9 protein-coding genes are annotated in these 13,243 nt (G+C 61.5%); 4 read left to right on the forward strand and 5 right to left on the reverse strand.

The genetic code is table 11. The features are described from left to right. Nucleotides 1-125 precede the first annotated feature (125 nt). The 3 genes from AC19YY_RS01555 to AC19YY_RS01565 all read right to left on the reverse strand — a co-directional run bounded on the left by AC19YY_RS01555 (nt 126) and on the right by AC19YY_RS01565 (nt 6,968). Entirely contained in the window at nt 126-2,537 is a 2,412-nt protein-coding gene (locus AC19YY_RS01555) for a glucose/quinate/shikimate family membrane-bound PQQ-dependent dehydrogenase (RefSeq protein WP_169954493.1), read from the reverse strand. A 100-nt stretch (nt 2,538-2,637) separates the two neighbouring features. Then, the gene (locus AC19YY_RS01560) at nt 2,638-3,975 is read right to left on the reverse strand and encodes a carbohydrate porin (protein ID WP_500603939.1); all 1,338 of its coding nucleotides are present in this window, start codon (nt 3,973-3,975) and stop codon (nt 2,638-2,640) included. 974 nt (nt 3,976-4,949) lie between these two features. Beyond that, nucleotides 4,950-6,968: a TonB-dependent receptor gene (locus AC19YY_RS01565; protein ID WP_500603792.1), complete on the reverse strand. Its 2,019-nt coding sequence runs from the start codon at nt 6,966-6,968 to the stop codon at nt 4,950-4,952. Nucleotides 6,969-7,264: 296 nt separating this feature from the next. Between AC19YY_RS01565 and AC19YY_RS01570 the strand changes: the two genes are divergently transcribed. Next, the gene (locus AC19YY_RS01570) at nt 7,265-7,498 is read left to right on the forward strand and encodes a VF530 family protein (protein ID WP_057438302.1); all 234 of its coding nucleotides are present in this window, start codon (nt 7,265-7,267) and stop codon (nt 7,496-7,498) included. 4 nt (nt 7,499-7,502) lie between these two features. Next, entirely contained in the window at nt 7,503-8,129 is a 627-nt protein-coding gene (locus AC19YY_RS01575; protein WP_170041803.1) for a Pr6Pr family membrane protein, read from the forward strand. A gap of 106 nt (nt 8,130-8,235) precedes the next feature. On the opposite strand, the gene AC19YY_RS01580 is transcribed toward AC19YY_RS01575, so the two are convergent. Continuing rightward, on the reverse strand, nt 8,236-9,003 hold the full coding sequence (locus AC19YY_RS01580) for a siderophore-interacting protein (RefSeq protein WP_492633677.1): 768 nt from the start codon (nt 9,001-9,003) through the stop codon (nt 8,236-8,238). Beyond that, nucleotides 9,000-9,572 carry a PadR family transcriptional regulator gene (locus tag AC19YY_RS01585; RefSeq protein WP_169954489.1) on the reverse strand — a complete coding sequence of 191 codons (573 nt, stop codon included), beginning with the start codon at nt 9,570-9,572 and terminating at the stop codon, nt 9,000-9,002. Before AC19YY_RS01585 ends, AC19YY_RS01580 begins: the two co-directional genes overlap by 4 nt. A 522-nt stretch (nt 9,573-10,094) precedes the next feature. Between AC19YY_RS01585 and AC19YY_RS01590 the strand changes: the two genes are divergently transcribed. Both AC19YY_RS01590 and AC19YY_RS01595 read left to right on the forward strand, forming a co-directional pair. Beyond that, nucleotides 10,095-10,589, forward strand: coding sequence for a CS1 type fimbrial major subunit (locus AC19YY_RS01590; protein ID WP_169954488.1), 495 nt, complete (start codon nt 10,095-10,097; stop codon nt 10,587-10,589). A 119-nt stretch (nt 10,590-10,708) separates the two neighbouring features. Beyond that, nucleotides 10,709-13,234 carry a TcfC E-set like domain-containing protein gene (locus AC19YY_RS01595; RefSeq protein ID WP_500603793.1) on the forward strand — a complete coding sequence of 842 codons (2,526 nt, stop codon included), beginning with the start codon at nt 10,709-10,711 and terminating at the stop codon, nt 13,232-13,234. The last annotated feature ends 9 nt before the right edge of the window (nt 13,235-13,243 follow it).

Below are 13,243 nucleotides of genomic sequence, written 5' to 3' on the forward strand. Positions count from 1 at the left end.
GCGGTGGATCAGTTGGCATATGTTGCACTGACCCACCGCTATCGCAGGCAAGCCAGCTCCCACATTTGAACGGTATTTCAAATAAAAAACCCCGGAATCCCGGGGTTTTTTGTTGCAGCTGTCGCTTAATCCGCCAGCTTGAACGCCATCACATAGTCACCCTGCTTGGTCCCCAGGGAACCATGACCGCCCGCCACGACCAGCACGTATTGCTTGCCGTCCTTGCCGGTGTAGGTCATCGGGGTGGTTTGCGCGCCCGCAGGCAGGCGGCCTTCCCACAGTTGCTTGCCGTTTTTCACATCATAGGCACGCAGGTACTGGTCGAGGGTACCGCTGAGGAAGGACACGCCACCGGCCGTGGTGAAGGTCCCGCCCAGGCTTGGCACGCCCATGCTCAGGGGGATGGGCACTGGCGAGCTGTCACGCACGGTGCCGTTCTTGTGCATCCAGATGGTCTTGTTGTTGGTCAAGTCCACAGCGGCCACATAACCCCAGGCCGGCGCCTGGCACGGCAGGCCCATGGGCGAGAGCATCGCTTCCAGGACCACGCCATAAGGGGTGCCTTTGTTCGGCTGCACGCCTTCGGTCTCGCTGACACGCGGGCCCATGGCGGCGATTTTTTCCGCCGGGATCATGGTCGACTTGAACGCCATGTAGCTTGGGTTGACGAACGCGATCTGGCGTACCGGGTCAACCGAGATGCCGCCCCAGTCGAACACGCCGAAGTTGCCTGGGTAGACGATCGAGCCTTGCAGCGAGGGCGGGGTGAACGGGCCGTCGTAGCGCAGGGACTTGAAGTCGATCCGGCACAGCAGTTGGTCGAACGGGGTCACGCCCCACATGTCACGTTCCTTGAGGGGCGGTGGCATGAAGTTGAGGTCGGACTTGGGCTGGGTTGGCGAGGTGTGATCGCCCGCGACCGCACCTTGCGGTACCGGGATTTCGTTGATCGGCACCACCGGCTCGCCCGTTGCGCGGTCGAGCACGTAGATGCTGCCTTGCTTGGTCGAGGCCATCACGGCTTGCTTCACGCCGGCGGCGGTCTTGATGTCGATCAGGCTTGGCTGGCCGCCCACGTCCATGTCCCACAGGTCATGGTGAGTGAACTGGAAATGCCAGCGCACTTTACCGCTGTCGATATCCAGGGCAGTCAGGCCGGCAGCATGCAGCTCGGAAGCCGGGGTACGGTAGCCACCGAACTGGTCCGGGGTCTGGTTGCCCATCGGCAGGTAGAGCATGCCGAGTTTTTCATCGACCGCGAACATCGACCACATGTTGGGCGAGTTGCGGGTGTAGGTCTTGCCTTCGGCAATCGGCGTGGTGTCGTCCGGGTTGCCGCTGTCCCAGTTCCACACCAGCTTGCCGGTGTGCACGTCGAACGCGCGGATCACGCCGCTCGGCTCGTCGGTGGAGACGTTATCGGTGACGTGACCGCCAATCACCACCAGGTTCTTGGTGACGGCTGGCGGCGAGGTGGAGTAGTAGCCACCGGGGGCGAACGTGCCGATGTTGGCGCCCAGGTCGACCTGGCCTTTGTCGCCGAAGTCTTCACACATCTTGCCGGTGTCGGCGTTCAGGGCGATCAGGCGGGTGTCGGCAGTCGGCAGGAAGATGCGGCGCGGGCAGGCATTGGCGGCTGGCGCAGCGGCGCCGGTGGCCGGGCTTTGCTCGGTGGCGGCATAGGCTGCGTCATCGTGATACGACACGCCACGGCAGGTCATGTGTGCCCAACCCTTGAAGTTCGCGGCTTTTTGCGTCGAGAGCTTGGGGTCGAAACGCCAGATTTCCTTGCCGGTATCCGGGTCAAGGGCAATCACCTGGCTGTGCGGGGTGCACACGTAGAGCATGCCGTTGACTTTCAGCGGGGTGTTTTCCGCAGTGGTTTCGCCGGGGTCGCCCGGGCCAGGCAGGTCGCCGGTGCGATAAGTCCAGGCCGGTACCAGCTTGTGGGCATTTTGCGGGGTGATCTGCGCCAGCGGCGAGTAACGGTCACCGAAGGCCGAGCGGCCATAGGAATTCCAGTCGCCATCGGCCTGGGCCGGCGCGGCATTGGTCATGCCCGGTACCGCGTCGCGGTCCAGTTGGCCTTTGATTTCACCGGGGTTGGTGAACTGGCTGGCGATGGCGGTTGCGCCGGCCAGCACCACGGCCACGCTCAGCGCGCCGGTGCCCAGCGGGGCGGGTTGGCCACGCAGCAGGGGACGGCGCAACCACGGCAGCAGCATGACGATGCCCAAGGCGAACAGCAGGGCCAGGCGCGGCACCAGTTGCCACCAGTCCAGGCCGACTTCCCACAGGGCCCACACCGTACTGGCGAACAGCACCACCGCGTACAGGCCCAGCGCCGCGCGGCGCGTGGCCAGCAGCAGGAGGCCGGTCAGGGTGATGCCGATACCGGCCAGCAGGTAGTACAGCGACCCGCCGAGCATGCTCAGCTTGATGCCCCCGGCCAACAAGGCCAGGCCCATGATCAGCAGCAAGATCCCCAGCAACCTGGGCAGCAGGCGGCTTGGACTTGAAGCACCATCAGTGCTCATAGTGTGATTCTCCGTGACGTTTAAGGTAGTCCCGCGCTTGTTCACTGTAGATGACGTTTGCGCACAGGCTTGGTTCAGGGCTAATTGCGTTTATTGCGATTCAGAAGGACGCTTGCAGCTTGATCCCGCCGACCAGCGCGTCATCCACCTGGGCGACGGCCCCCGGATGACGGATGTATTGCAGGTTCGGGCGCACGGTCAGCCAGTTGCTGACGTGCACGCCGTAATAGAGCTCGGCGCTGTATTCGGTGTCTTGCACCGGCAGGTACGCGCCGTCGTCAAAATCGTAGAGCGCACGGGCCTGGTTGCGGGCCTGGGCGTTCTTGCGATAGGCCGGGTTGACGTGCACGCGGGCCACGGCAAAGCCGATATCGTCGCGGGCGCGGGCATCGAAGGGGCCTTTGTAGACCACACCTGCCTGCACATAGTTATCCACAGCGTTGGTTTTCTTATCGTGCATCGTCGCGTTGGCGAACACGCTCAAGCCACGGGAGTGGTCACTGGCCAGGCTGGTGACTTGCTGCTGCACACCCAGCCACACGCCATGCTTGCTGGAGGCGCTGCGATAGGCCTCGCCACTGACGGCGGCGGGTTGGTCGTGGCGGTCCTTGTACACATCGCTGGCCTTGGCGCTGCTGTAGTAGTAGCCGGCGCGGTATTCGCCCGGCAGGTCGTGGAACGTTGGCGTCCACACCAGCTCCACCGGTAATAGGGCGCCCTGGGTGCCGCTGCCGCTGAGCTTGAAGCCATTGCCGCGATCGAGGTTGGACGGGTTCTGCTCAAAGGCGCCGATTTGCGCGTACAGCTCGGGCGTCAGGTGGTATTTGACCCGCAGCGCCCATTGGCTCACCGGCCAGTTGTACCAGATGCCACCGACCCAATTGCCCACCTGGGAGCCGCAGAACGCCAGGTTCTGGAAGTCGCAGGGGAAGCTGTTGAAGTCTTCGCCTTCGCCAAAACGCCCAGCTTTGATATCCAGTTTTTGGTCGAAGAATTTCTGCTGGTACCACATCTGCGTCAGGCGCCAGGTCTGGCCACGGCCCCAGACTTCCTGGGACGAGGTAAAGCCGCCGACCCGCGGGTCGTTGATGCGGTCGTTGCTGATGTTATTGCCACTGCGCTCGGTGATCGTCAGTTGGAACTCGGCGTCGTGCCAGCCGAGGATCTTCTGCAGATCCAGGTGACTGCCGAAGGCCCACTGGTCGCTATAGCGAGCGGTGCGGTCATGGTCCGAGCCGCCGTGCAGGTTGCTGCCCATCTCGCCTGTGTAGTCGATCTTGAAGTCATAGCCTTGCTCAGACAGCGCTGTCCGGGAACCGCCAAGATCACCCAGCATCCACGGGGACTCATGGTCAAAGGCAGGGGCGGCCTGGGCGCAGTCGATCAGGCACAAAGGCAGCAGCGCAGCGCACAGGCGCAGTGTTGGGAAAGCAGGCATAGGCAAGGGCAGGTCTTAATAGTTTTTGGTTTTAGTACGCAAACGGCGGCCGGGGGATGGACGCTCGTCAGGTCTGGCTGAATGATGAAACGTTTCAGTTTGTTGCAGGCAAGGATAAAGCGCCGGCTCGGGGAGAGAAAGGGCTAATCGCAAGATGGATTATTTCGGATTTGGTAACAGTCGGCGCAGATACCGCAGAGCGATGTGGGAGCAGGCTTGCCCACTCCCACAGGGGGGCTCGTTTACAGCACGAGTTTGGCTAGACAACACGATTTAATGTGGGAGCTGGCTTGCCAGCGATAGCGTTGTGTCAGCACCGGATAAGCTGGCTGACCCACCGCCATCGCGGGCAAGCCCACTCCCACAGGGGATCTCGTTTACAGCACGAGTTTGGCTAGACAACAGAATTTAATGTGGGAGCTGGCTTGCCAGCGATAGCGTTGTGTCAGCACCGGATAAGCTGGCTGACCCACCGCCATCGCGGGCAAGCCCACTCCCACAGGGGGGCTCGTTTACAGCACGAGTTTGGCTAGACAACACAATTTAATGTGGGAGCTGGCTTGCCTGCGATAGCGTTGTGTCAGCACCGGATAAGCTGGCCGACCCACCGCCATCGCGGGCAAGCCCGCTCCCACAGGGGGCACGTTTGCAGCACGGGTTTGGCTAGACAACACAATTTAATGTGGGAGCTGGCTTGCCAGCGATAGCGTTGTGTCAGCACCGGATAAGCTGGCTGACCCACCGCCATCGCGGGCAAGCCCGCTCCCACAGGGGGCTCGTTTGCAGCACGGGTTTGGCTAGACAACACAATTTAATGTGGGAGCTGGCTTGCCAGCGATAGCGTTGTGTCAGCACCGGATAAGCTGGCTGGCCCACCGCCATCGCGGGCAAGCCCGCTCCCACAGGGGGGCTCGTTTGCAGCACGAGTTTGGCTAGACAACACATAGCTCCCACAGGTTGAACATCACTGTCTGTTAGAAGGTCGTGCGCAAGCCCACCTGCACACTACGGCCTGGCGCCGGCGCGATATCGCGCAGGATCGAGCTGGCATAGCGTACGGTCTGGTTGGTCAGGTTCTCGCCGTTGACGAACGCCAGCCACTGGCTGCCGCCCAGGTTGAAGCGATAGCCGGCACTGGCGCCCAACGTGGTGTAGCCATCGGTGCCGCTTTCGTTGCTAGGCACCCGGCCCTGGCCAGCAGCATGCTCAACATCAATGCGCGCTTGCCAGCGATCCAGTTCCCACAGCAAGCCGCTGTTCAGACGCAGCGGAGCAATCCGTGGCAGGGCTTCGCCAGTATCCAGGTTGGTGGCGCGGGTGTAGTCACCCGACAGTTCCAGGGCAAATTTACCGTAGGCACTTTCGCCAAGTTTCCAGTGGTCCTGGGCTTCGAAGCCGACGAAACGTGCGCGCACACCTGAGTAGGTGTATTCCGGGATGCCATCGGCAGCCTCTTCGCCCTCGTCATTCAAGGTGCGACCGCTGTTCAGCAGGCCGATGTAGTTGGAAAAGTGGCTGTAGAACACGCCAACACTGCCCTTGTGCGTGCCATTGTCAAAGCGCAGCGCCAGGTCGCTGGCCACGGCTTTTTCCTTGGACAGCTTGGCATCGCCCACTTCATAGGTGCCGGTGGCGACGTGGGCGCCATTGGCATACAGCTCGTAGAAGGTCGGCGCGCGTTCGGTATAGCCCAGGGTCGCGGCCAGCGACCAGATCGGGGTCAGGGTGTAGACCGCACCCGACGACAGGCTGCCGGCGGTGAAGCTGCTGGAGCTGTTGGCATTGGCAAACCGCTCGTTGCCTTTGCCATCCGGGTCGACGGTGGTGTGTTCCAGGCGCCCGCCCAGGCTCAGTTTCAGGCGTTCGGTGGCCTGCATTTCTTCAAGGATAAACAGCGCGCCGGCATTGGTATCGGTTTGCGGTACGAAAGCTTCCTCGCCCAGTGCGGAAAATTCGCTACGGCTGACCTGGACACCGACGATGCCATCGAACGGCCCCAAGGGCTGGTGCCGCGCCTCGATGCGCGCTTCATAGCCCTTGTTCTTGAAGGTGGTGCCGGTTTCGCCGCCTTCGATTTCCCGGTGTTCGTAGTCGGTGTAGCCGGCGTCGAGTTTGACCGAGGTAAACGGGCCTTGCAGGTTGCGGATCTCGGACGCGAAGGCGTAGTGCTCCTGCTGCATGCGGATGCGCACGTCCTGTTCGGCGGGCGAGCCGTAGTTGCTGTCGGAGTTGCTGTAGGACAACCCGGCGTAACCGTCGTCCCACGTGTAGGAACCGCCCACTGCACCACTGTCCTGACGCCCGTCGCTGTTGCCCAGGCGGCCGTTTTTGCCGGGGCCGTTTTCGCTTTCCGCAGCGTGGCGGCTGCGGGCGTAACCTGGGATTTTCAGGTCGTTGAATTGCCGTGCGCTGGCATCCAGGTGCAGGGCGAAGGTGCCGTTGCCGGCCTCCAGTTTGCCCGCGCTGCTGCGGGTGGTATCGGCGCCGCCGTAGCGCAGTTCGCCCGCGCCATGGATGCCTTCGATGGCTTCGGTGGGGATGCGGTTGTCGAAGGTATTGACCACCCCGCCGATGGCGCTGCCGCCGTAGAGCAGGGCGGCCGGGCCACGGACGATCTCGATGCGCTCGACGTTGACCGGGTCCAGCGGCACCGCATGGTCATACGACAACGACGAGGCATCCAGCGCGCCGACACCATTGCGCAGGATGCGAATGCGGTCGCCATCCTGGCCACGGATGATCGGGCGGCTGGCACCGGGGCCGAAGTACGACGACGACACCCCAGGCTGCTTGTTCAGGGTTTCGCCCAGGCTGCCTTTTTGTTGCAGGGTCAGGTCATCGCCTTCCAGCACGGTGCTTGGCGAGGCCAGTTGTTGGCTGCCCAGCGGGTTGCCGGTGATGACTTGGGGTTGCAGTTCCAGGGCGTGGGCCTGGGTACTGATCAGCAGGGCAGCGGCCAGCGGGGTCAGGCGCCAGAGAGGGGAGAGGGACATCGGGGGTTCCTTGGCAAAGCAGAGAGGTTGGATATGAATGGTTACAATATAACATCTCTTTTTCCTCCGGGAAGCGGAACTTTTCATAAACCCCTGTAGGAGCGAGCTTGCTCGCGAAGATCGTCAACGATGACGCGGGCAGCCTGAATACACGTAGTGCTCCTACGTTTTTCGCGAGCAAGCTTGCTCCTACATTGGTTCGGGAGTGGGCCTACAATCATGGCAATGCTTCCACCTGCCTGGCCTCTCGGCTAAGGTGCGCGGCTTCCTCTTTATTTACTTGGCAAAGGCCCGGCATGACCGCATCGAACAACAACCCCCTGCACGGCGTTACCCTGGAACAGGTGCTCACCGCACTGGTGGCGCATTACGAATGGGAAGGCCTGGCCGAGCGCATCGATATCCGCTGCTTCAAAAACGACCCGAGCATCAAGTCCAGCCTCACCTTCTTGCGCAAGACCCCGTGGGCGCGGGAGAAGGTCGAAGGCCTGTACGTCAAGCTGATGCGCACCAAACGCCCGCTGGACTGATCCCATGAAGCGGTATGTGGCGGCAGCGGCGCTGGCCGGTTGGGCAGGCCTGGCGATCCAGCAATACTTGATCCTCTACTCACGCTGGCTGGTCGATGCCAGCCTGTTGGGCGGGTTGGTGAATTTCTTCAGTTTCTTCACGGTGCTGAGCAACACCCTGGCGGCGGTGGTGCTGAGTTATGCACTGGTGAGTCGGCCTTCGGCCGGGCGCAGTTTCTTCCTACAGCCTGCGGTCAGCAGCGGCGTAACCGTGAGCATCGTGGTCGTAGGGCTGGCCTATAGTGTGCTGCTGCGGCATTTGTGGAGCCCCGAGGGCTGGCAGTTCATCGCCGACGAACTGCTCCACGACGTGATGCCGCTGCTGTTCCTCGGCTATTGGTGGTGGTGCGTGCCCAAGGGCACGTTGCGCTTCGGGCACATCGGCTACTGGGTGATTTACCCGCTGGTGTATTTCGTTTATGTGCTGCTGCGCGGGCATGTGCTGGGGCAGTATCAGTACCCGTTTATTGATGTAGGCACCTTGGGTTATCCACAGGTGTTTATGAATGCAGGGGGGATATTGCTGGGGTTTGTGGCGGTGGCGTTGGCGATAGTAGGGCTGGACAAGCTCCCCAGGGCAACCAAGAACTAATGTGGGAGCGGGCTTGCCCGCGATTGCAGTGGATCAGTAGCAAATGTGCCGACTGATACAGCGCAATCGCGGGCAAGCCCGCTCCCACATTTTGACCGAGTAAGTCCTATTCTTCGCTGCTGCCCTCGGCCCGCCAGTAGCCTACCGCCTTGACGAACTCGTCGTTAAGCTGATGTTTATCCAGCAGCACCCGCCGAACCTGGCGCGACAGCTTGGTCTCGGTGGCGACCCAGGCATACAGCGATCCACCCGGTAGCTGCAGGTTCTCCACGGTGCTCAGCAGGTCATCGATCCCGCGCACCACCCAGATCACCTCGACATTAGCCGCACTGCCAAGCGCCTGCTTTTCATGCACATCGGCAATTTCAATCACCGCCAGCACCGTGCGCCCGGCCGGCAGTTCTTCCAGGCGTCGGGCAATGGCCGGGATCGCGGTTTCGTCGCCCACCAGCAGGTAGCTGTCGAAGATATCCGGCACGATCATCGAGCCCCGTGGCCCGCCGATGTACAGGTGTTGGCCGACGGCAGCCTGTTCGGCCCAGGTCGACGCCGGGCCGTCGCCATGCAGTACAAAGTCGATATCCAGCTCGCCAATGGCCAGGTCGAAACGCCGTGGCGTGTAGTCGCGCATCGCCGGTTGTGGGCCTTCGCCCTTGATGGCGAAGGTCGGGCTTTGCAGCGCAGCCAGTTCAGCGGCGTTCTGCGGGAACAGCAGCTTGATATGGTCATCGCTGCCCAGGCTGACAAACCCGGCCAGTTGCTCGCCACCCAGGGTGATGCGGCGCATGCGCGGGGTGATATCGACCACCCGCAGTACGTCCAGGCAGCGGCGTTTAATCTCGTGGGTGACGCGGTGGATGACGGGCTTGTTCATTCACTTTTCCCCTGTACAGGTTGGACGGCGGGGCCATCCACAATGGCTTGGGCGGTGCTGTTGAGCAGCTCCGCGACACGCGTGATTTCTGCCGGGCTCCAGCGCCCGTGGTGCAGTTGCAAGGCATGGCGCAGGTTATGCACCGCCTCGTGGATCTCTGGTGGCCGGTCATGGCCGCGCAGCGAACGCTTGCTCACGTCGATGCGCATGCGCACACCGTCCAGGGCAATTTTCTGTTCGCTCAAGAAGAGACGTCCGGCGTCGGTGATTGTGTAGCGTTTTTTCCCGCCCTCGGCGTCGCCACTGATCAATTCGCTCTCTTCGAGAAAGGTCAGGGTGGGGTAGATCACTCCGGGGCTGGGGCTGTAGGCACCGTCGAACAGCCCTTCGATCTGGCGGATCAGGTCGTAGCCGTGGCACGGCTGCTGGGCGATCAGCGCTGGCAGGAGAATTTTCAGGTCGCCGGGGGCAAAGACCCGCGGGCCTCGGCCACCGCGCTCGCGGCCTGGGCGTTTCTCGAAGCCGTCGCGGCCGTCACCGGGTTCACGGTGGGAATGATGGTCTCTCATTGTGCTGCTCTCTGTGGTTATCTAAGACATAACGTAAGATATATCTTATGGATCGAGCAATGTGTTCTGACGAACGGTAGGCTGGCACTCCTGCCTGCGGTACCCGGTCTGCCACGTCAAATAATTGCAATATCCACTACAAACTAACGAGTTCTCGGCTTAAATAAGGCGTGGAGTCTTTGCTCTAAATCGAGTGATGATTAGTTGTGCGGGTGCATGTAATACATTTCTGACGGAATGATGTTTGCAGTATGTAAGTTAAACAGGTTTCAGTTGTCTTCCATGTATGACAGTTAGTCCGTGATTTATTGAGAAATAAGGTTTTTTTCTGCCTGTGTATAAGGGCTGGAAACTACGTGTTACACGGAATTTGCTGGCTTACCTGAAGTTGAATTCGGTTGATCATTTACTTGCGTCTTAGGACTCGACCTCTTCATTGAAAGTTAGGTTTTTTGCGCGGCGTGAAGTTTCGATCGACTCGAATCTTTAACTTACTTAAAAAGCACCAACAGGTATTTAACGATGCTGAAAAAAACTGCTCTCGCCCTGCCACTGGCCTTGCTGGCCGTCGCTTCCTCCAGCGTGTTTGCTGCCGGTGAAGCCACCAGCGTGATCAACATCAAGGCCTCGATTCCTACCAAGCAGTTCCACGCCCAGCCGCTGGATCCGGACTTCGGTAAGGACGAAACCATGACCTACAACACCGTCACCGGTCAGTTGAGCTCGCTGCGGGCCACTTATGCGGTAAAAAACACCGACGGTTCGATCAACGCCTACATCCAGGGTGGCCCGGCTTCCCTGACTAACGGCACTTCCTCCATTCCCCTGACCACCACCTTCAACGGCGTGACTCTGACCGCTAACCCGCAGCAAGTTGTCGATGACGCCAGCTCGACCCCAGGCACCCAGGCCGACATGGTGGTCGCCGCTGCCAAGCCAGCCGACACCGATGCGGGCCTGTTCACCACCGACTTCACCGTGGTGTTCGACCACGTGCCACGCGTCTCCAACCCTTGAGCGCGGCGCGTTGATCAATAAGTCCTGGCTTGTTGCTTGACCTCTACCGATCGACAGGCAGCCGCTGTCGGTTGATCGGTATTCAAGTCTTCCCCTGAGCGTAATCAGAGTATCCGTTCATGTTCCCGATGATTCTCATCGCGGCAGCGCTTGCCTTGTTGTTTTGTACGGGGGCGTTTGCAGCTGACGCGGCAACTGGCACAACCCCAAGAAGTTTGCTGTCCCAGGCCAAGGGTTTACCGGCGGACTTTGAAGAGCATTTTTTTGATGTGCCATTGGCGGTACGGGTCGAACTGGACCAGGAGTTTGTGTCCGAGGCGATGATCGTCCTGACCCGCGATGACCGCCTGACCCTGCTGGATTTCACTGACCACGAAGGCAGTGTGATCAAGGACATCGACCGCGACCGCTGGGGTGACTACCTCAAGCAGGGCGTGTCCCTGGGCACCTGCGCCATTGATTGCCCGGAGCAATTGCTGGCAGTGCACTACAACCTGGAAAAGTCCCTGGTCACCTTGCTGACCGAGAACGCCGAGCGCGATGGCCTCCAATCCCAGTACTACACCCTGCCCACCGCAGGCAGCAGCGGCTTGATCGTGCGTAACCAACTCAATATCAGCGGCGGCCAGGGCCAGGACCTCGGCGGACGCCTGGGCCTGGATGCCAGCGGCAGCCTGGGTAACTGGAACCAGGTCTTGAACATGCAGTTCTCGCGCCTGGGCGGGCCGGATGATGACGACCTCAACCACGCGGTGTACTCGCTCTACGGCCAGCGTGAATTGCACGGGCAATTCCTGCGCCTGGGTTACTTCACGCCCAACGCCGAAGGCCTGACCCGCCAACTGCGAACCTTCGGCGCCAGCCCCGACACCGCCGTAGGCGTGATGTATGGCAGCTCCGACAGCCTGATGATCAGCAACCCCAAGCCGAGCATCTACCCCATCTACGTCACCGCCAACCGCCAGGGTTCGGTGGAGATCTACCGCAACGGCCTGCTGATCAACACCCAGGCGGTCGGCACTGGCCTGCAAAGCCTGGATACGCGGCCGTTGCCCGGCGGGATCTATGAAGTGGAAGTGCGCCTGCTCGAAGACGGCCAGGTCACCAACACCACCCAGGAGTTGGTGTACAAGCCCAACAACTGGCGCAACCTCGACAACCGCTGGCGCTATAACGTGTTTGCCGGCCAGGAAAGCAAGCTGCTGAGCAACTGGGACAACCAGTCCAGCGGCGACCTGACCGCCGGAGCCTCGGTCAACTACCTGGCGCACCCACGAGTGGTGCTTGGGCTGTCCGGGCGCCAGGTCAAGGACAGCATGCAGTACGGCACGTCCATCGACTGGAGCCTGGCCAATAACTTCAGCCTCTACGCCAACGTCTACCAGACCGATGACTACGGCACCGGCGTGGACCTCAACAGCCTCTATAACTACGGCCTGGGCAGCGTGGTGTTCAGCCACACCCGCAGTTGGCTGGATACCCGCAACACCTACGAAACCCTGCCCGACGGTACGCGCATTCGCCAGCGCGATGTGTTTGTCGGCCAGACCAGCCTGTCGTCGGTCTCTCTCAGCCATCGCTTGAGCAACCTGCGCTCCATCAGCGCGCGGCTGTCCTACAGCGAAGGCAATGTGCAAGGTACCGGCCTGGACCTGGGCTGGAACGAACGCAGCCATCTGTTTGGCAGCGACGCCAACTGGCGCTTGTCGCTGTTCGACCGCCCGGCCAGTGCCAGCACTGGCGACAAGCGTAACCGTGGGGTCGACCTGAGCGTCAGCCTGGCCCTGGGCGGCCCAGGCGAGCAGTGGGCGGCGAGTATCGGCACGCGCACCTCCCGCGAGGGCGAACGTGACAACAATGCCTCACTGAGCTACCGCCGCGACCTGCAAGACCACGTGCTGCAAAGCGTCTCGGGCACGGTACTGGCCGACACCTATGGCGTGGGCCTGTCGGGCATGGCCAGCTTCCAGACCGACAGCGTCAATGGTGATGGTTTTGTCCAGCGCTCATCGTTTAACAACGACCTCACCGGTGGCCTGAACCTGGACAGCACCTTCGCCTTAGGCGGCAACCGGATGGTGCTGACCAGCCAATACTCCGGCGCGGGCTCGGGAATGATTGTCGACGTAGAAACCGATGTCGATGACATCGTCCTGCGCGCCGATGACTTGAGCGGTGGCAGCACGGTCCTGCGTCCGGGGCGCAACTTTATTCCGATCACCGCCTACAAGGGCAGCTCGGTCAGCTTCGACTTCGACGGCAACCACGCGCCTGCGGCCAGTATCCAGCCGCCGCGCGCTGCCTACCACCTGAACAAGGGTGGCGTGGACTACCGCAAGGTCAGCGTGATGCGCAGTGTCACGGTGCTCGGGCGCCTGGTGGACCCCGAGGGCAAGCCGCTCAAGGGCCATCACATCATCAACCACGCCAGCCGTGGGGTGAGCGAGGTCGACGGGTTCTTCTCCCTGGAAATGAACGCCAGCTCGCCCACCCTCGAAGTGCGCCGCGATAACCGCCTGCTCTGCCAGTTCCGCCTCGACACCAGCGGCGCGCGGGAGGCCGACGACGTGCTGATGATCGGCGACCTGCGCTGCACGCCGGACACCCTGGCCGATTCCACTTTTACCACTCAGACCGCAGGTTGAGGGTCATGA

Source organism: Pseudomonas sp. MF09156 (assembly GCF_059862305.1).